This window comes from Polynucleobacter kasalickyi (genome assembly GCF_900176405.1).
Lineage (GTDB): Bacteria > Pseudomonadota > Gammaproteobacteria > Burkholderiales > Burkholderiaceae > Polynucleobacter > Polynucleobacter kasalickyi.
The window spans coordinates 14,926-35,008 of the sequence record NZ_FWXJ01000020.1 but is presented as its reverse complement, the minus strand read 5'-3'; the positions used below and the strand labels follow the sequence as shown (position 1 = coordinate 35,008).

The 20,083-nt window shown below is 41.4% G+C and carries 19 protein-coding genes; 7 read left to right on the top strand and 12 right to left on the bottom strand.

Translation table 11 applies throughout. The features are described 5' to 3' along the window. Positions 1-126 precede the first annotated feature (126 nt). Together B8983_RS13355 and B8983_RS13350 are read right to left on the bottom strand one after the other, a co-directional pair. Positions 127-900 (bottom strand): hypothetical protein, encoded by a 774-nt coding sequence (locus tag B8983_RS13355; RefSeq protein WP_084285947.1) that lies wholly within the window; start codon positions 898-900, stop codon positions 127-129. Positions 901-904: 4 nt separating this feature from the next. Then, positions 905-1,384, bottom strand: a complete 480-nt coding sequence (locus tag B8983_RS13350; protein WP_084285946.1) for a DUF2721 domain-containing protein — start codon at positions 1,382-1,384, stop codon at positions 905-907. 156 nt (positions 1,385-1,540) lie between these two features. Between B8983_RS13350 and B8983_RS13345 the strand changes: the two genes are divergently transcribed. Both B8983_RS13345 and B8983_RS13340 read left to right on the top strand, forming a co-directional pair. Further along, positions 1,541-2,398, top strand: coding sequence for a hypothetical protein (locus tag B8983_RS13345; protein WP_143736190.1), 858 nt, complete (start codon positions 1,541-1,543; stop codon positions 2,396-2,398). A gap of 88 nt (positions 2,399-2,486) precedes the next feature. After that, the gene (locus B8983_RS13340) at positions 2,487-4,118 is read left to right on the top strand and encodes a peptide chain release factor 3 (RefSeq protein WP_084285940.1); all 1,632 of its coding nucleotides are present in this window, start codon (positions 2,487-2,489) and stop codon (positions 4,116-4,118) included. Between the two features lie 12 nt (positions 4,119-4,130). Here the strand turns inward: B8983_RS13340 and B8983_RS13335 are convergent, their stop codons facing one another. Then, positions 4,131-5,126, bottom strand: a complete 996-nt coding sequence (locus B8983_RS13335; protein WP_084285937.1) for a Bug family tripartite tricarboxylate transporter substrate binding protein — start codon at positions 5,124-5,126, stop codon at positions 4,131-4,133. A 66-nt stretch (positions 5,127-5,192) separates the two neighbouring features. Here B8983_RS13335 and B8983_RS13330 point away from each other — a divergent pair, with 66 nt between their 5' ends. Together B8983_RS13330 and B8983_RS13325 are read left to right on the top strand one after the other, a co-directional pair. Beyond that, entirely contained in the window at positions 5,193-6,185 is a 993-nt protein-coding gene (locus B8983_RS13330) for a Bug family tripartite tricarboxylate transporter substrate binding protein (RefSeq protein ID WP_084285934.1), read from the top strand. A gap of 12 nt (positions 6,186-6,197) precedes the next feature. Further along, the gene (locus B8983_RS13325; protein ID WP_084285931.1) at positions 6,198-7,565 is read left to right on the top strand and encodes an MmgE/PrpD family protein; all 1,368 of its coding nucleotides are present in this window, start codon (positions 6,198-6,200) and stop codon (positions 7,563-7,565) included. Positions 7,566-7,619: 54 nt separating this feature from the next. Here B8983_RS13325 and B8983_RS13320 read toward each other — a convergent pair whose 3' ends face one another. The 8 genes from B8983_RS13320 to B8983_RS13285 all read right to left on the bottom strand — a co-directional run bounded on the left by B8983_RS13320 (position 7,620) and on the right by B8983_RS13285 (position 16,170). Beyond that, a complete protein-coding gene (locus B8983_RS13320) occupies positions 7,620-8,717 on the bottom strand; it encodes an amidohydrolase family protein (RefSeq protein WP_084285928.1) in 1,098 nt (365 codons plus the stop codon). Between the two features lie 41 nt (positions 8,718-8,758). Further along, positions 8,759-9,733, bottom strand: a complete 975-nt coding sequence (locus B8983_RS13315) for a Bug family tripartite tricarboxylate transporter substrate binding protein (RefSeq protein WP_084285925.1) — start codon at positions 9,731-9,733, stop codon at positions 8,759-8,761. A 20-nt stretch (positions 9,734-9,753) separates the two neighbouring features. Beyond that, positions 9,754-11,094, bottom strand: a complete 1,341-nt coding sequence (locus tag B8983_RS13310; protein ID WP_084285923.1) for an amidohydrolase family protein — start codon at positions 11,092-11,094, stop codon at positions 9,754-9,756. Beyond that, positions 11,094-12,020, bottom strand: coding sequence for an NAD(P)-dependent oxidoreductase (locus B8983_RS13305; protein ID WP_084285921.1), 927 nt, complete (start codon positions 12,018-12,020; stop codon positions 11,094-11,096). The genes B8983_RS13310 and B8983_RS13305 overlap by 1 nt, the downstream gene beginning before the upstream one ends. 33 nt (positions 12,021-12,053) lie before the next feature. Then, the gene (locus B8983_RS13300) at positions 12,054-12,965 is read right to left on the bottom strand and encodes an NAD(P)-dependent oxidoreductase (RefSeq protein ID WP_234987054.1); all 912 of its coding nucleotides are present in this window, start codon (positions 12,963-12,965) and stop codon (positions 12,054-12,056) included. Positions 12,966-13,038: 73 nt separating this feature from the next. Beyond that, positions 13,039-14,436, bottom strand: coding sequence for a DHA2 family efflux MFS transporter permease subunit (locus B8983_RS13295; RefSeq protein WP_200806910.1), 1,398 nt, complete (start codon positions 14,434-14,436; stop codon positions 13,039-13,041). Positions 14,437-14,442: 6 nt separating this feature from the next. Then, entirely contained in the window at positions 14,443-15,243 is an 801-nt protein-coding gene (locus B8983_RS13290; RefSeq protein ID WP_234987053.1) for a glycosyltransferase family 2 protein, read from the bottom strand. A gap of 51 nt (positions 15,244-15,294) precedes the next feature. Beyond that, a complete protein-coding gene (locus tag B8983_RS13285) occupies positions 15,295-16,170 on the bottom strand; it encodes a DMT family transporter (protein WP_084285917.1) in 876 nt (291 codons plus the stop codon). 257 nt (positions 16,171-16,427) lie between these two features. Here B8983_RS13285 and B8983_RS13280 point away from each other — a divergent pair, with 257 nt between their 5' ends. The 3 genes from B8983_RS13280 (at position 16,428) to B8983_RS13270 (ending at position 18,829) form a co-directional block, all read left to right on the top strand. Next, positions 16,428-17,180, top strand: a complete 753-nt coding sequence (locus B8983_RS13280; protein ID WP_234987051.1) for a TerC family protein — start codon at positions 16,428-16,430, stop codon at positions 17,178-17,180. Between the two features lie 54 nt (positions 17,181-17,234). Continuing rightward, on the top strand, positions 17,235-18,221 hold the full coding sequence (locus B8983_RS13275; protein ID WP_084285911.1) for a Bug family tripartite tricarboxylate transporter substrate binding protein: 987 nt from the start codon (positions 17,235-17,237) through the stop codon (positions 18,219-18,221). Positions 18,222-18,403: 182 nt separating this feature from the next. Beyond that, positions 18,404-18,829 carry a universal stress protein gene (locus tag B8983_RS13270; RefSeq protein WP_084285909.1) on the top strand — a complete coding sequence of 142 codons (426 nt, stop codon included), beginning with the start codon at positions 18,404-18,406 and terminating at the stop codon, positions 18,827-18,829. On the opposite strand, the gene B8983_RS13265 is transcribed toward B8983_RS13270, so the two are convergent. Further along, positions 18,822-20,045: an MFS transporter gene (locus B8983_RS13265; protein WP_084285908.1), complete on the bottom strand. Its 1,224-nt coding sequence runs from the start codon at positions 20,043-20,045 to the stop codon at positions 18,822-18,824. The two genes, B8983_RS13270 and B8983_RS13265, sit on opposite strands and share 8 nt — an antisense overlap. Positions 20,046-20,083: the final 38 nt, after the last annotated feature.

Here is a 20,083-nt window from a genome sequence, read left to right as displayed (position 1 = left end):
CTGTGGAGAGTTGGGGCAGTCAGACCACTCTGTGAAGCAGGAACCCGCCGAAGTGACTCAAGCTCTAGCAGCCTGAGCTCAGTAGGAATCCCCGTTCTTTAGGGCGGGGAGGATGTCAACTGCGCTTTAAAGCTTCGGTGTAACAATCAATTTCAAGGTAAAGGTATCGGCTGAGTCCCAACCAAAGCCAACGCCAAAATGAAGATCAAAGTTATTCATGAACCCTCTTTCTGCTTTGGATTCAACTATTGCAAATACTTGCTTACCCTGCGCATTATTTGCTGGGAAGCTATTAATTGGTCCAACGCCTTGGTAGTATTCCAGACCAACGCCAGACAATGCATTGTCTAATTTATAAATACTTCGCGCTCCATAATAAAAATTAGGCGTACGATCTTGTCCGTCGGACATTGCTACCGATAAAATTGGATTGAAGGCGAGCGACCAGCGGCTATTTTCCCAACCAATGATAAATCTTGACTCAATACTTTTTCGGGGGAGTTCCATGCCCCATTTCAAATCACTATATTCAAAATTCACACCCAACGACCACGGTGATTTTTCATCAGCTTGAATTGGTAGCCACTTTAAACGGGGTTTATATCCAGCCAATTCATAGCCATAACCTGGGGTGTAAATCGTGGGTAAATAAAAGCCTAACTCCACTGTCTTGGATAAGCCATAAGTAAACTCTGGCGTTAATCGTGTACCCGACTGTGAGGTGCGTTGACTATCAAACTCTGGGGTATTGCTACCGCGAATAGTCGTATTCATGTGTAATTCAATGCCAAATTCACCAGGTGCATTAATCTCACCGTCATACACTTGAATTTCGTCTAAAAAAGTGGCGTGCGCACTAATGCTAAAAAAGGAAAGTGCTAAAAAGGTACTTAATTTCATAAATTTATAATTGAAGTGTTTGTTTAGAGATGGGTTTCATTCTGACGGTATAAGAGGCTAGGAGAACCTCTATCAGTAATCCTATTAGTGCGAATACAAAGCTGAGCACACCGCCAATAAATGTATACATGAGAGTGCTTGAAGTCACCAGTCTTCCAGATACTGTTTCAGATAAAAACAGCTCGAGAATTGTTAGCGCAATCAAGATGGCACAAATGACCAGCAATGCCATTGATGTATTGACCACGGTAGCTCGTTGTGCAAGCTTTACTAATTCTTGATGATAAATTTTGTTGATAACCGGCGTTAAAGGTACTTTATCTTGATTGAGTAATTCCATTTGCAAAAATCTTGATCGATCAATCACTCTGGCAATCCTTTGAGTAAGGACGCTAATCATCCCGGCGACCGCAGTTAATAAAAAAACTGGTGCAACTGATAATTTAATGCTTTCGCCAAGTACATCTAAAAATGGATCGCTCACTGAATGTCCTTTAGTCAGAAATTATTTGTATATTACCATTTTGGAAATAATCTAGCGGGTAGATTATTGGTTTTCTTCGATGATTCAAATAACGCTTTTAATACTATGACACGAGAAAGTCTTAAAATTGAGTACCTAATTGGTGATTCTTATTCAATGACAAAATTTCTAGCTAGCCTTGGATTCTTCTATGTCTTCGCTTTTTCACACTTAGCGAATGCGTATGAACCTTTTTTTACAGAGGATGCTGGCACACTTGAGCCAGGAAAGTACCAATTAGACCTATATTTTTACAATATTTTTGAAAAATCTGTTCCCAACCCACAGGGTAATGCTCAAGCATTAGACCCTGAAGACCAAATTTACTTTGGTGGCGATCGCTCAATCGCTTTTCCAATGACGATTTCTAGAGGTATCACTGAAAAGATTGAAGCCTCCTTTGGACTTGTCTATTATCAACAGCCAAATGGAGCTTACCTACCCTTTGCCAACTGGCAACTAGGTGCCAAGTATCGCTTCTATGGGGATGGGAATAAAGGTTGGAGCTTTGCCGTTAGACCTTATCTGAACATCCCTGAGACGAAAGAACAGCAAATTGCTGGCATTGGCATGGCAAAGCTGGGTGGTGGCTCGAACATGATTGGCGCTTATTATGGTCGTCAATTCGATGTCTACTTGAACGCCGACCTTACCTATGCCCCCTACAATAAAGAGATCCCCTTGGGTGCCGATCTGAACCCCGATAATCGAACGACACTTTATACCTTCGGTGTTGCCCCAGTTTGGAAAGTAAACCTACAGTTGAAAATTGGTTTTGACATTGCTCTAGTATCGGCCTTACCTAATTCAGAGTCCCCCTTTAACACCTCTCTACAGTTTGGCTTTCTTTACAGCATACGACCGGATATTGATTTAGTGGCCTCCTACCTCAGAACAAGTCATCTCCTAACAAATAATTTTGTTGAGGGACCGCACTCATCGATTGGCAAAATGGGTATTTCAATTAGGTTTTAAAGATTCAATGAAGCATTTTTTGGAGTTAGCCATATAATCTAGGTTTACTCTTTTTAGCAAAATTCATAACAATTTTGCAGCATTCACTATGTCAAATCACCCTCCCGTAAGCACCATAGAAAAAGAAGTTGGGCGAAGAAGAAGCTTTGCGATTATTTCTCACCCCGATGCTGGTAAAACCACGCTCACTGAAAAGTTACTTTTGTACGCAGGAGCGATTCAAATTGCGGGTAGTGTAAAGGCACGAAAAGCGAGTCGACATGCCACTTCTGACTGGATGGAAATCGAGAAGCAACGTGGTATTTCGGTTGCAAGTTCGGTCATGCAAATGGAGTATCGTGACTGCATTATTAATCTTTTGGATACCCCAGGTCACCAAGATTTTTCTGAGGACACCTACCGCGTTTTAACCGCTGTTGATTCTGCCTTGATGGTAATTGATGCAGCAAATGGTGTGGAAGCGCAAACACGACGTTTAATTGAAGTTTGTAGAGCCAGAAATACGCCACTGATCACTTTTATTAACAAGATGGACCGTGAAGTAAAACGGCCCTTAGACTTGATGGATGAAATTGAAGAAGCTCTAGGCATGTCAGTAGTTCCGATTACTTGGCCTGTTGGTATGGGCAAATCGTTTAGTGGCGTAATTGATATCGCAAGCTCACAGATGCGTATGTTCAAAGCGGGTGAAGATCGTATTGGACATCAAGCCGATCAATTGGTGAGTGTTTCAGATGCAGACTTAAAGAACAAATTAGGAGAGTCCTTAGAAACTGCCTTAACTGAAGTTGAGTTAGTCCAAGGAGCTATGCCCAGTTTTGACCTAGAGGCTTTTTTAAATGGCCAGCAGTCCCCCGTCTTTTTTGGCTCTGCCATTAATAATTTTGGTGTGCAAGAAATTTTGAACACGCTAGTAGAGTTGGCGCCGGCTCCGAAATCACGCTCAACGATTCAACGAGAAGTGCTACCTTCTGAAAAAAACTTTTCAGCAGTTGTGTTTAAAATCCAGGCCAATATGGACCCTGCGCACCGTGACCGCGTTGCTTTTTTAAGGATTTGCTCTGGCTATTTCGAACGTGGTATGCGTTTAAAAATCTCTCGAAATGGGAAAGAAGTAAGAACCAACAATGCTCTGTCCTTCTTATCGCAAAGACGAGATATTTTGGACGAAGCATTTCCAGGTGACATTATTGGTATCCCTAATCACGGCTTACTGCAGTTAGGCGATACCCTCACAGAAGGTGAAAAACTGCAATTTACTGGCTTACCTTTTTTTGCTCCAGAAATTTTTAAGATGGTAGAAACAGCTGATCCCCTCAGAACCAAACAATTAAGAGATGGTTTGATGCAGTTAGGTGAAGAGGGTGCAATTCAGGTCTTTAAGCCAATGCTTGGCGGTCAAATGTTATTGGGTGCTTTTGGTCAATTACAGTTCGAAGTGGTTGCTCATCGATTAAAAAGTGAATATAACGCCGAGGTTAGACTGTTGCCTGCGCGATACTCATTATCGCGTTGGGTCAGCAGCAAGGATCCTGCTATGCTCAAAAAATTTATCAACGATAACTCTCATCGGATGAGTGAGGATGTCGTAGGAGCACCGGTGTTCCTTGCTGCGCATCGATCAGAATTAGAAGTGGCCCAACAGCTCTGGAAAGATATTGAATTCCATGCTTTACGTGAGCATGCAGGTCTTGTTTTCCAAAAAGACCTGCTATCTTAAACCGGAGTCAGCTCAAGGCTTGATGTTGGCGATTTTTACAACAGCACTCCACTTGGTAGACTCCGCTTTAATTAACTTCGCGAAATCCTCTGGTGATCCTCCGCCAACTTCATTGCTTTGACTGAGGATGAACTCCATAATTTTTGGATCTTTTAAGATTTGATTCACTGCCGCATTTAATTTGTCCACGATTGCTTTCGGCGTTCCTTTGGGCGCAACCAATCCTTGCCAATTATCAACTGCAACTTGGGGGTACCCAATTTCAGCAAAAGTGGGTACATCCTTCAGCATCGGCGAACGCTTTTTACTCGTGATTGCTAAAGGCCTTAACTTGCCAGCTGTAATACTTGGCATTGCAGAATACATTTGATCAAACATTAAGTTCACGTTAGTGCCCATTAAGTCCGTTAATGCCGCAGCACCACTCTTGTAGGGGACATGGATCATATCTATACCCGCACTTTGCTTAAATAACTCAGCAGATAGTTGGTGACTTCCGCCAATACCGCCAGAAGCAAAAGTTAAAACGCCTGGCTTCGCTTTAGCATCTGCAACAATATCTGCCACAGTTTTATAAGAAGAGCTCGGATGAACCACTAAAACTAGCGGGCCTTTTTCAATTAAGACAATTGGCGTTAAATCTGTTTCAGGATCAAACTTCAGGTTTCCAAATAAAGTTTTATTCACTGCTAATGGTGCAAAATTTCCCATACCAATGGTGTAACCATCTGGATTAGCTTTAGCGATATATTCCGTACCGATATTCCCACCAGCGCCTGGTTTGTTTTCTACAATTACAGGAACATTCAAAATTTTGCTCAGTTCTAAACCAATTTGACGACTTCTAGAGTCCGCTCCGCCACCAGCTCCGTAGGGCACGATAAAGTTAATGGCTTTCGTCGGATAGTTTGACTGAGCGTGTACTTGTAAACCAAAAATATGGGCTAAAACGAAGAGGAGACTCGTTAAATAGCAGTGAATTGGTTTTAGCTTTAAAATCCTAGGCATAAATTACCTTTTATAGTTACGATTGATTGATTATCTATTCTATAGATAACTTACGGAATAAAAAATATGAATTCTATTATTAATAAATTACAACTTAAGTATATTAAGTTTTTTTTAGTCATTTCAGTTGGTTTTGTTGTTTTAAATCCGACATTTGCTGCTGAGTATCCAACAAAAATTGTCAAAATTATTGCGCCAGTCTCTCCTGGTGGTGGGGTTGACTTAGTGGCGAGAACGATTGCAGATAGTCTCACCAGGTCTCTTGGCCAAAGTTTTATTGTTGACAACCAAAGTGGTGGTGGCGGTATTATTGCCAGTCAAACTATAGCAAGAGCGACTCCAGATGGTTATACCTTGATGCTTTCTTATGTTGGAACGCACGGGACGAATCCTGCCGTCAGAAAATTACCTTACGATGCCATCAAAGATTTCACGCCTATTGCGATGGTTGGAGGAACTCCAAACGTCCTCGCTGTCTACGCGGGCTTACCCATTAAGAATCTTAAAGAATTTATCGCTTATGCTGTATCACATCCAGATACGATGAGCTTTGGCTCTGCTGGTCCGGGCACCTTGACTCATCTAGCGATGGAGCAATTCAAGATTCAAGGTAACTTCCCAAGTACTCACGTACCTTATCGTGGCATTGGCCCAGCTTTTACAGACACCTTAGGTGGACAAACTTTATCCATGTTTCCTGGTCTTGCAGCAGCTCTTCCACATATTAAGTCTGGAAAACTGCGCGCCATTGCTGTCACAGGTACTAAAAGACATCCTTTAATTCCCGATGTTCCAACTTTTAAAGAGTCTGGGTTTGACGGCTTTGATGGTGTGCAGTGGTACGGCATTTCTGGACCTGCCAAATTACCAGTAGCAATCAGAGATAAGCTCAATGCAGAGATTAATAAAGCAATTCAAAACCCAGAATTAAAAGAGCGTTTATCCGCTGAAGCAATTTCACCAATGCCAATGTCCCCTGATCAATATGCTCAATACATTAAAGATGACATCGACCGTTGGACCAAGGTAGCAAAAGATAGAAAAATTTCACTCGATTAATAGAAAGTAAATATGGCCATTAACACCCAAGTAGAAGCAGATCGTAACGCCCCTCCGATTACCCAAATTCTGGCTGAATTTGTCGCCACTCATCCCTCAGCAGGCTGGAGTGCAGAGGTAGATCATGAAGCGCATCGCACTTTCCTCAATTGGTTAGGATGTGCTGTCGGTGCGGCCAACCATGAGAGCGTAAACGCTGCTTTAGCTGCAATTCAAGAGTTTAGTCCCGCTTCTCAAGCAACGATCTTAGGTCGTACGGAACGGGTTGATATGGCTGGCGCTGCACTCATTAACGGCATTAGTTCACATACATTCGATTTTGATGACACTCATCTTAAAACGATTATCCATCCAGCGGGACCTGTTGCCTCTGCAGTTTTGGCTTTAGGTGAGCACATTGGGGCTTCAGGTAGACAAATTTTAGATGCCTTAGTAATCGGCATTGACGTGGCTTGTCGAATTGGTAATTGTATTTATCCAAACCACTACGACCGCGGCTGGCATATTACTGGCTCTACAGGAACCGTAGGTGCTGCTGCTGCTTGTGCTCGTTTACTCGGTTTAGACGTTGCAAAGACACAGATGGCTTTAGGTATCGCCGCTTCTCAGCCAGTTGGTTTTAGAGAACAGTTCGGTACGATGACGAAGCCGTTTCATCCAGGTGGGGCAGCAAGAGCAGGCTTAACATCCGCTTTACTTGCCAAACATGGCTTTACTGCAAGTACAAAAGCATTAGAGGCGCCACGGGGTATGATTCAGTCATATTCTACCAAGTATGATTGGTCAGAAATCACCACGGATCTTGGTAAACGCTTTGAAATTTCTTTCAACTCTTATAAGCCTTTTGCTTGTGGCATTGTGATTCACCCAAGTATTGATGCCTGTGTTCAATTAAAAGAAAAAGGTGTTACCCCTGAAAACCTAGAGCGTATTGAGTTAAAGGTTCATTCCCTAGTACTTGAACTGACTGGCAAGAAAACACCGAAAGATGGTTTAGAAGGTAAATTTAGCGTTTATCACGGTTGTGCAGCTGGCTTAGTATTTGGTCGTGCCTCTGAAGATGAATATCACGATGAGATTGTTACGCGCCCAGATATGGTTGAGTTGCGCGCCAAGGTAATTGCTACAGTTGACGATTCAATCAGCGAGGCTTCTGCTGACGTAACTGCCGTGTTAAAAGACGGTCAAAAAATCCATATTTTTGTAAAGAATGCGATTGGTTCCTTAGAAAATCCAATGACCAATAATGATCTCGAAAACAAATTTAAAGGATTAACCCATCCGATTATTGGTGAACAACAAACGCAGGATTTAATCGCAATCTGTTGGGACTTAAAAAATCAGGCCAACTTGAACAAACTCTTAGATTTATCTAAGTAAGCCGCGATGAGGGAAGCCAAGCTATCGTCTTGGGCTCCCTCATTTTCAACTGTTTTAAAGCTTAATACCGAGAACTTTTGCCGCGTTTGAAGAAAGAATATTAATTCGATCTTGATTGGACAAAGTAGGTGTTGCCATCACGTGATCTACTGGTCTTTCTTCCCATGGAATTGGGTGATCCGTACCTATCATGATTTGACTTGAACCAACTTGGGCAACTAAATGTCTTAATGCTTCAGGCGTAAACACTAAAGAATCAAAATAGATTTGATGCAAATACTCTGTTGGTTTTTTCTTCAGATTAACGCTTGGATCGCAGTTCTGTGGTGAAATAAAACAACCATGGTCTGACCTAGGTGCATAAGATCCTAAATAACCTCCACCATGCGCACCAATCACCTTCAGCTGAGGATATTTATCAAATACCCCATCAAAGATTAAGCGCTGTAATGCAATCGTTGTATCCAAAGGGTTACCAATCACGTTCGATAACCAGCCATTACCTTTAAAACGTGAGGCTAATTGCGGAGTACTTTGCGGGTGAATAAACAAGGCAACATTGAGTTCTTGCGCCTTAGCAAGTACAGGATGATATTTTGGATTTGAGAAATCATCGCCTAATACGCTACCACCAATCGCCGCACCAACTAAACCATATTTTTTGACAGCCTCTTCGAGTTGCTCAACCGCCAATTCTGGAAACTGCATCGCGAGTGAGGCAAATGCTCGGAAATGATCTGGGCGTTGAGCGGATAATTCAGCTAGATTTTTATTGTTAATACGACAAATTTCGGCCGCGGTTTCTTTATCTTTGCGGTACCAATATGGATTTACACTTAACACCTGCATATCCACACCCTGTGACTGCATATTAGCAATACGCTCATCAATTTGAATAAAGTGCTCTTTTACTCCTTTAGTTGGCGGTGGAACTGATTTTGCTTCATCGCCCATCAAATCGATGGAGTCCTGAAATAAACAATGCGCATGAACATCAATTGCCTTTATTTTCTTGCCGTTAATAATGACCGGCGGTCTTCTTAATGGCTTATTCGTTTGGGCATTAGCCGCGTGTAACAGTCCACATCCACAAAAGGTTAAACCGCCGAGTGCCTTTGCTGAATTACTTAAAAATGCTCGTCTACTATTCATTCTTATCTCCCTTATTTTTTATTCGATATGATGATATTTATTTAATTCTTTAAGTTTGCGGCTTTACTAATTTTGCTAGCAACTTCCATTTCGGCTTTAATAAAAGTATTAAATGCTTCTGGTGACATCGGCAATGGCTCTGCACCTAATTTAGCAAATCGATCTTTTACCTCTTGATTATTCAGTGTTTTGAGAACCTCATCATTCAGCTTTTTAATAATTGCTGGTGATGTAGCAGAAGGTGCAATTAAACCAACCCAAAAAACATAGTCTGAATTTGGCACACCAGCCTCAACAGTGGTTGGCACATTCGGTAGTGCGCTTGTTCTTTTGGGTGTACTTACTGCTAAAGCTTTTAACTTGCCACCTTGAATTAGAGGTAGGGCAGAAGATAGGGGCGCAAAGTACCAATCAGCACGACCGCCAATGACGTCCGAAATTGCCTCTGGTGTGCCCTTATAGGGGACATGGGTTGCCTTAATACCCGCATATAAATTAAATTTTTCAGCATTCATATGTGTTGCACTACCAACCCCTGCAGAAGCATAGTTCAATTCCCCTGGTTTTTCTTTGGTAGCCGCAATTAAATCAGCGACTGTTTTCCAAGGCTTATTTGGAGAAACGACGAGAACATTGGGCAGTGCGGCAAGAGGAATGACTCCAGTTAAGTCCTTTAAAGTATCGTAATTCAGACTTGGGTAAATAAATGGGTTTAAGGCATGCCCTGCAGAGTGGACTAATAAGTTATATCCGTCTGGATCTGACTTAGCTACCTGTGAGGCAGCAATTGTCCCACCAGCTCCAGGCTTATTATCAATAATAATTGGTTGGCCCAAAGACCCACTCATCACGTCGCCCACCGCTCGCGCAATAATATCTGTGCCACTTCCGGCGGTAAATGCGACCACAAAATGAACTGGTTTCGTTGGGTAGGTCTGAGCAAGAGTCATCGTACTTAGACTAATCAATGACATTGCAACTGCACTTTTCAAAAAAGAAAATTTACTGAATTGCATTGTGTATCTCCCTGTAATTTTTATAAGCCTAAGGCCTGTTTAATCTTTTTTGCAGACAAGTTTAAATCTTGTGTTTTTTGCAACACGTTTTGCGCTAATAACTCACCACGTCGTTTTTGCCAACTCCCAGCAATCATGACATTTTCAATGTTTGCTAAGCTAGTTTGCATGACCACGCTACTGACTAAATCATTCACTGGTTGCATATTGATATCAGTCGCTCGAATCATCACTAAATCAGCCTGTTTACCAATTGCCAAACTGCCAATACGATCTGCTTGACCTAACATTTTGGCGCCCTCAATCGTTACCCAGGACAAAGCCTCTCGGGTAGTAATCGTTGAGGTAGGCGGAATACTGCCATGTAACTCACGGTATGCATAATTATCTAAACTACGCTGAATGCCTAAAGCAACCCTCGCTTGAATAAACATTTCGCCACCACATACACTCTCAAGATCAACGCCTAAAGAAGGTGCCTTACCTAAAGCCCGTAATCTACCAGTCAGGGGGTGACCATGACCTTGGGTCATTTCATTTTCTGCTGTAGCTGAAAAGGACATTCCTAAATCACAAAATCTTTTTAATTGTTCATCCGACAAAGCATGTCCATGCACAATATTGATATGCGGTCCGAGTAAGCCTTGAGACTCTAAAATCTGCCAACCCTCAGGGGTTCTTGCGGGCCCACCACCTTGATGCATAGAAGCAACAATACCTAAATCTTTGGCCATGGCGAAATCATGTAAGGCAACATCCAAGGTCGAATAGTGCGGGCCCAATATCGCACAACCTATAGTTAGCAAGTGATTACTTTCGTAATTCTTCATCAATCTCAGTAACTCACCTTTAGGATGTGGCATTTCCCAAAACGGTGTTTCACCAGGTTTGGGCTCGGGCTTTGGCGTCCCATGAAAAAATGCACTACGAATACCCGACTCTAACAAACCAGAAATAGCCGCATCATTATGCTCAGGTGATTTATTGTTGTGGCACCAATCAACTAGCGTTGTTGTGCCACAATTGATTTGATTTAAAGCTCCCATATAGGTTGCAATGTATAAATCCTCGGGCTCAAATACCTTCGCTAATCCAGAGTGCATCTTCTGAAAATACTCTAAAAGAGTCCAATTGGAAGCTAAAGCGCGTAATGCGGTTTGCCAAGTGTGCATATGGGCATTAATAAATCCCGGCACGATAATATATCCTTGACCATCGATGACCTCATCTGCTTTGACATCAATATTTAAGGAGATTTCCTTAATTTTGTCATCTTCAATGAGGATATCGCCCCGAGAAATGTCTCCCAGGGCATCCATCGTGATGATTGCACCACCTCGAATTAGGATTGTTTTGGCCACTATTTTGCCTCTAGTCCATCGCTAACAACTTTGTTTTCTGACTTTAATTCTAAGCCAGCGTCTTTAGCTGTTTCAACAAGTAATACGGAGAAATCAATATCTCCATAACCACGGCCAACCATTCTTGCAATCGACTCACGAGTAGCGGCTGCTGATGGCATTGCGACACCATGCGCTTTAGCTGCTGCCATCCCTAAGTCCATGTCCTTTAAAAGCAATTCTGGCGTAAAGGTTACTTGGTCAAAGGTTAAATTGGTCATAACTGGCGTTTTATAGCGTGTATACATAGACCCCAGTACTGAGTCATTAATACTTTCTAAGAATAAATGTCTTGGGATACCGGCTTTTTCAGCGAGAACAGTAATCTCACATAAGTTTTGGATGACTACGCCGAACATCGTATTGTGGGCGATTTTCCAAACACGTGCTAATTCGCCTTCACCAATCCACATACACTTTCTGGAAATCGCCTGAAAATATGGCTCAACTGTATCGTAGAGCTCTTTAGGACCTGATGACACCATTAACAACTTACCTGCTTTAGCTACTTTGGCATTTCCAGAAACTGGTGCACACAAATAAGCGATGCCTAATGCTTCTAATTCACGTCTTACTTCTGCTGATCCTTCTTGTGAAATAGATGAGCTATCTACGACCACTTTCGGCTTTTGTGAACCGGTAACTAAACCACCCTCACCAAATAACACTTGCTTCAAATCCTTCGTTGTTGAAACCATAGTAATCACAGTTTCGCAGCCAGCCAAATCTAAAATATTATCAACCACATTACAACCATAAGCTGCTAGTGGATCCGCTTTACTTCTGGTGCGATTCCAAACATCTACGCCAAATCCTGCTTGTGTGAGACGTTTAACCATCGATTCACCCATGCGACCTAAGCCAATCCAACCAATCTTTTGCGCCATACACTTTCTCCGTTTACGATTAAATAAAATTTCCTAAGACAGATCGGTAATACCAACCTGTCTTTCTAATACTCTAATAATTGCCGCATAATCCAGCCCGCCGTCTCCCTGCGCGATTGCTTGGTTCATCCAGCCAAGGGTCGTTTTAGTCTGCGCTAACGAGGCACCCAAATCATCGCCAGCACTTGTTATCAATTGCAAATCTTTAATCATTTGATGCACCGTAAAGGTCGGACTGAAATCACGCTCTCCTAACGGCAATCCCAATTGGGCTGATTTCGCTTTCAAAATAGGTGAACCGACAGCTGACGCACTCAAGACTTGCCACATATCTTGCCAGTCTAAATTTCCTAAGCGACCTAAAGTTAAACCTTCAGCTAACATGGCACTTGTCTGAGCTATCAGGAGGTTTACAACCAATTTCATTAATCTAGCTTGTTCTTTATCGCCAAGGTAAAACTGGCTTGAGCCCCAACTAGAAAGAAGGGGTAGCGCTTCATCGTAAACTGGTTTTGGCCCAGAAGCTAGAATCGTCAAATTTGCCGCCGCCGCCATATGATTGTTACCAGAGACAGCCACTCGAAGATATTGCACACCAGCGTTCTCAAGTATCTCCGCAGCCTTTGCTGAAGCTGAAATAGAAATCGTACTAGTATCTATGTACTTAGTATTCTTGGCTGCTTTTTGAGCGACTTGATTCGCAACCTCTAAAAAAGCATGATCGTTGGGCAATGATGAAAAAATATAGTCAGCCCAGATAAAATCCTCAACAGAATCATTGGCTTGGGAAGCAACTTCAAGGCCTTTGATCGCGGCTTCTTGAAGTCTGATAGGGTCTGGATCCAATACGCGAATGTCATGCCCCTGGTTTAAAAGGTGGCACGACATGGGGAGCCCCATCTTACCTACACCGATAAAAAGAATTTTCATTTGAATATGTCTCAAGCAATGAATGCTTTTATAGTTATTTAATTATTTATACGTTACATATCATTCTAAGATAACTGCAACGAAAAAACTAATTTTTTGCTTTTCTGAGGGTATCACCGGCATCTTTACTTAGCAAGCGTAAGTTCCATAAACTACAAATTGGTAATAGGGTAATTAATACAAAAGACAAGCGAAAGTCTTGAATGAGCGGTGTTTGAGCATCGCCTTGGTTAATGATACTTGCCAGGGTCAGAATTAATGAGCCTACCGCAATACCCAAAGCCATACTAATTTGCATCGCAGTGCTGGTCAGGGCTGAGGCCGAACTCATTTGTGGCTTTGGCACATCTGCTAAGGCTAGGGTGTTGATAGAGGTAAATTGCAAGGATCTAAACAGACCATTCATGAACAAAATCAATGCCATCAACCAGAATGGCGTATCTTTAGTGATGAATGCGCAAACCAAAAAAGAGAGAATGACCAAATAACCATTAATCGTCATTATTTTTTTAAACCCGTAGCGATTTAGCATGGGGGTAGTGAATGCCTTCATGATTAAGTTGCCGATAAACACACTCAACACTAAAAGACCCGCAATAAAGGGATCAATACCTAATCCAATTTGCAGATACAACGGAATTAGAAAGGGAATGGCTGAGAGGGCAGTTCGAATCCATAAGCCGACCCAAAGCGTGATTCTAAAGGTTGGAATACTTAACAAGCTTAAGTCAATCATTGGGTTTTGAGCACGTTTTAAGTGGCGAATGGACAGTACGCCCGCAGTCAGTCCCAAAAGGATAAAAAAGATACAAAGGATTTGGGTTTCTTGAATTTTTCTACTTAATTCAATTGCATAAATAAGGCTCGATAACGCTGTACCAGTATAGATAAAACCTAAATAGTCGAGTGGTTTTTGTTGTTCTGCTTTATAAGGCTCAATTAAAACCCAGCTGAGATAAATACCAATAATTCCAATCGGCACATTGATAAAAAAGATCCAATGCCAAGTGGCATAGCTAGTTAAAAATCCACCAATCGCCGGACCGACTACCGGTCCAATCAAACCTGGCCAAGTGATTAAGCCAACCGCTCGAATAATGTCTTCAGTTTTGGTATTGCGTAAAACAATAATTCTACCCACTGGCACCATGAGTGCTCCACCCATCCCTTGTAAAACCCTTGATAAGGTGAAGAACCAGAGATTTTCACTCAAACCGCACAAAACAGACGAGGCGGTGAAAATGATAATGGCAAGGGTGAATATATTTCTTGTGCCAAATCGATCAGCTAACCAACCACTAATCGGAATCAGTGCTGCCAATGTCAAAAGATACGCCGTAATGCCAATGCCCACATCCACAGCAGCCACACCAAAATCTTCCGCCATTTTTGGCAGCGCCGTCGCAATGACCGTACTGTCCAAAGTTTCCATGAAGAAAGTCGTGGCGACGAGGTAAAGAATAAAGTTCGATTTACGCGATGTCATAGCTTTTTACACGTCAGTCTTTTGGACTTTTTTCCATTGTTCATCCCACTCATTTTGATTGGCTAGTTCTACCGCTTTTGCATAGCGATAAAGGGTTACCTCAAAGTAAGAAAACGCGATAAAGAAACCTGCCCACCCATCCAAAATCCCTTTTTTAAAGACATAGTGGCGCATAAATGCCCAACTTGCATGTCCTAGTGCCTTGGCATAAGTAGATCCTTTTTGGCGACTTTTCACTGACCCCAAACTAGAATAGCGATTCATTTTCGCAATAGATTCGCTGAGGTCATTAAAAGGTAGTTGCCAGATAGCGTTTTTTAAATGCATTATTTTGGCGCCAGCCGAAATATCATAGCCTTCATGAACAGGGCTATTGTCATACGTTAAGCAGGATTTTTTAAACAACTGGGGTTGTCGATAGTTGGGATACCAACCAGAATGCTCTATCTTTTTACCTAGGAAGAAATTTCGACGGGGTACGTAGCAAACATCAGCAAGATTATTCTGAATAATTTGTTGTATTTCCTGAGCAACTTTCGGTGTACATCTTTCATCACTATCTAAACTGAAGATCCATTCATGGGAGCAGGCACTGACAGCATCACGACGTAATTGACCAAAGCCATTAAACTCCACTTGAACCACTTTCGCGCCAAGCTCTTCTGCAATTTGTGCCGTCCGATCTTTACTATTCGAATCAATGACAACAATTTCATCTGCCCAAGCTACGCTACCAATAGCATCTGCAATTTTTCTCTCTTCATTAAATGCGATGATATATACAGAAACTTTAGGCATAGGGGTCATGGTTCAATTCTTTAAGCCAACAGTGATTTTTAACTTGTTTTTAGTTGTGTTTCAGTTTGATTTAGCAATTAACATTTTTTTGCCGATCATTACGGACAACACCACGAGTGTAGCAAAAATCACATTCAGTACCGTAAGTTCGTCTCCTAGCATTAGACTAGCTGCAATCATGGTACAAAAAGGTTGCAATAATTGCACTTGGCTTACTCTAGCGACACCGCCAATAAGTAATCCTTCATACCAAAAGAAAAATCCAATGTACATCGAAAACAAGGCTAAATAAATAAATGCCGCCCATGAACTCAAGGACATGTGAAGATAACTCACTTCAAACGTGTAATAAGACAAAATCAGGGAAATAGGTAGGGAAAGAACGAGTACCCAGGAAATTACCACTTTAGGATGCATTACCTTGGATAAGTCAGTACCTTCCGAATAACCAATACTTGCAAATACACACGCTCCTAAAAGCAGCCAATCTTCATGAGCCACTTTCCCATCCCCACTAATAAACGAAAAAATCACGACTAAGCTCGAGCCAATAATGGCACTGATCCAAAAGCCAATCGATGGTTTTTCATGATGGCGTAACACACCTAAAATAGCAGTTGCTAAGGGTAGCAATCCTAAAATGATAGCCCCGTGCGCAGAAGATCCATTTTCCATTGCAAGATTCGCCAAAATAGGAAATCCAAACACTACACCTCCAGCAACAATGAGGAGTTTAGGTATATATTTAGCTTCAATCCATTTTTCTTTAGAAGCCATCAAGTAAATCCCTGCAGCCAATGCAGCAATTACTGCGCGTCCATAAGCAATAAAGTATGGGTCTAAATCAAAAATAGCAATTTTAGTAGCGGGTAAGGTAAGGCTAAATATAAAAATACCAATAAAGCCAACAAACATCCCTTTTGTATCAGATTTCAAACAAAACCTTCTAAAGTAGTGAAAAAGACTATCTCCAAAGGCAATCTTGAGATGAATCTTTTTTGTCAAAGTTGACTTAGATGATATATGAAAAACTCTTACAGTTAGGAACTACTTGAAGTGCGTTGAATTCAATTTCGGATGAGTTTTGGCACTTTCTGACCTAATAATCCTTGAAAAAAATAGGGTTACTTTTCATCGAGTGAACTCCATCTTATGCAATATTGATACTTTATATATCTTTCATGGAGGCTGAGTTGGAATTTCTTTTTGACACTCAAACTATCATCGCTTTTTTTACCTTAGCTATTCTTGAAATAGTTCTTGGCATTGATAATATTATTTTTATTAGCATCATTGCGAATCGTTTGCCTCTAGAAATCCGTAACCAGGTTCGGCGCTTCGGCTTACTTTTTGCTTTAATTACTCGGGTTTTATTATTACTCAGTCTCTCTTGGGTAATGGGTCTAACGGCTCCCTTATTTAATATTGTTGATCAAGAGATTAGTGGTAGAGACTTGATCTTACTATTAGGGGGAATATTTTTACTTTGGAAATCGTCGAAAGAGATTTATCTTGAAGTTGAGGCCGCTGAAACAGCCCAAGAAGCTGAAGCTATTTCTGAGGTTAATTCTGAGCAGCTCAAAAAATCAACCAAGAAACTCTTTTGGGGCTCCGTCATTCAAATCGGTATTTTAGATATCGTATTTTCTCTCGATAGTGTAATCACAGCGGTTGGGTTAGTCGATGAAATACTGATTATGATTGCGGCGGTCATTGCCTCCATTGTGATTATGTTATTTGCCGCCAAACCTATCGGTGAATTTGTTAACAATCATCCATCGATTAAAGTCTTAGCCTTATCATTTTTATCCGTAGTTGGCATCGTCTTAGTTGCAGAAGGACTTAGCTTCCACATTCCGAAAGGGTATATTTACTTTGGCATGGCCTTTTCTTTCGCAGTTGAAATTTTAAATATTAGATCTCGAACCAAGAAAACAAAAATATAAACAAGCTAAAATTGCACACAATGATGTTCAATTAACGATATTTAGGATAAATTCATGGGATTTTTACTGCGCCAACGCCTTTTTGTATGTAAGCTTTCTTTGCTAGTAGCTGGGTTTTTAGTCTTATCATCGCATGCGCAAGAATTTCCACCAAAGAAAACGGTTACGATGTACGTAGGCTTTGCGGCCGGTGGTGGCACTGATACAGCGGCTAGAATTATCGCTAAAAAACTGGGTGAGAATATTGGTCAATCTGTCATTGTTGAAAACCGAGCTGGGGCAGGCGGAAATATTGTCCATGGAACTGTTGCTACAGGTCCAACAGATGGCTCTGTGATTTTATTAGGCTCTATTGGGCCGTTATCGATCGCTCCTCTGATGATGAAATTACCGTACGACCCTGTAAAAGATTTAGCTCCTTTGACAATGGGCGTAGCATTTCCTAACGTACTGGTTGTTCCCTCCGAATCTGGCATCAAGTCCTTAAAAGAATTTGTTGAATTGGCAAAAAAAGATCCGGGAAAACTTACCTTTGCTTCGACTGGCAATGGTTCCGCTTCGCATTTACAAGGGGAACTTTTCAATTCTCTAGCAAAAATAGAAGTAACGCATGTCCCGTACAAAGGCGGTAACCCCGCAATGATTGACGTTTTAGGTGGCAGAGTCAATTGTTATTACTCGACCATTTCTTCAGCAATGCCGCATATTAAAAGTGGCAAACTACGTCCAATCGCTATTACCAGTTCAAAGCGTATAGAAGCTTTGCCGAATGTACCAACGATTGCAGAATCAGGTTTTCCAGGGTTTGATTCCAGTAACTGGTATGCCTTTGTAGCATCATCAAAATTATCTGAGTCGATGCTTGATGGTTGGAATAAAGAATTAGTGAAAGTACTTAACGATAAAGAAATCATTTCGGCGCTTAAAGAACATGGCCTTTATCCACTACCAGGATCTCGGGATGATTTGAAAAAATACATCGCAAAAGATACCCAAACATGGGCTAAGATTATTCAGGAACGCCATATAACCAATGATTAATTGATGGTGATTGTTGTTGATTGATGAAATGAATTGCTGACCATTCATTTCATTAGAGGTATTACCACTTTTTTCAAGGCAAATAATCAACACCGCTAAAGTTGAGGAATTTAATCAAACATTTTTAAATTTGACACTTATTTTTTAAGGTGCTTAAATGGGGTTCACTAAGGAGGTGTTTTATGAAAATATTAGTCCCCGTCGATGGTTCACAGAATTCATTGAAAGCCCTAAAGTATGCAATTAATTTAGCCAAAGGTTTAACAGCTAAGTCTTCCATTGTGGTCATCAATGTACATGACGATTCAAGTTTTAACTACATCAATCAATTTGTTACCTATGAAGACATTAAAAATTTCTTGATTGAAAATAGTCAAAAAGAAATGAAACCTGCACAAAAGCTTCTAGCAAAATCAGATATCACGCACAGTTTTATTATTGAAATTGGCAATATTTCGGAGACCATCTTGTCGATTGCTGATAAAGAAAAAGTTGGCTTAATCGTGATTGGCTCAAAAGGTAGATCAGAGTTGTCAGATATCCTGTTGGGCTCTGTCGCACATCGTATTACTCACAAGGCAAAACAGCCTGTATTAGTCGTTAAATAAGCTCGTTGAATCCTTGCGGGGATTCAACGAGTGGTTCTATCTGATTTCCTCTACGTGGAAATACTGCAAACAATAAAATTATCACAGCGATCATTGCACAGCTCGCTGAGTAGATAAAGGCATATTGCGTGCCAAATCGTTCATATAGCCATCCGAAGATGATTGATGATGGCAATATCATCAATCCTGAAATTAAGTTAAACCAGCCAAATGCTGTGCCTACTAGCCCCTCTGGCGCTAAATCAGCGACAAGAGCCTTCTCAACACCTTCTGTCGCTGCTTTAAAAAAACCGTACAACCCAAATAACCCGATGACTGTATAAAGGGATAAATGTGAAAAACTTAACCCCAAATAAAAGAGTACGAATGCAATCCATGCACTTAAAATAAATGGTGCTCTACCGTATCGATCCGAAAGCGCAGATAAAGGCATACCAAAGAATGACGTAATAAAGGATACTCCCGCCCAAATCAAGGGAATTTCTACCATCGATACACCTAAATCTCTTAGCCTCAGTAGTAAAAACATATCCGAAGAATTGCCAAGGGCAAGAAAGCCAACGGCAAGCAGATAGTATTTAAATTTTTGGGGCATGCCTTGTAATGTCCAATGAAATTGATCTGGCACGGCACTAGGTAGATTTTTAGGTTCTTCTAAAAAAAACATGAGGGTCATCACGATGACAGCTGGCAGTAGCGCCCACAGGAAGATCTCCCTGAGTGGCACATGATTGGCTAGTAAGATACTTGCCAGAATGGGCCCAATCACAGCACCAGCATTATCTAATGAACGATGTAAGCCAAATGTAAGGCCTCGATCGGCTGCTGAAACACTTTGTGCTAACAATGCATCTCGCGGAGAACTGCGCAAACCCTTGCCCATTCGATCGGTAAAGCGAATCATCAAGATCCACCCCCAAGAGCTTACAAAAGCAATTAATGGCCTACCAAAGCCGGCTAAAAAATAACCTAGGACAATCCATACTTTTGTCTTCTTCGTCTTATCAACAACCACACCTGAAATTAACTTAAAAATGCTGGCAGTAGCCTCAGCAACCCCCTCAATCAGACCCAGCACTCTAGGTCCCGCCATTAATACCGTGGTTAAATAAAGAGGAATCAGTGGATACAGTAGTTCGCTCGCTGTGTCATTCACCAGACTAATCAGTCCGATAAACCATACTGTTTTTGGGAGTCCGAGAAGCTTTCTAAACATAGTCTCCGCCACTTGAAAGTTTTAAAGATCCAACGCAT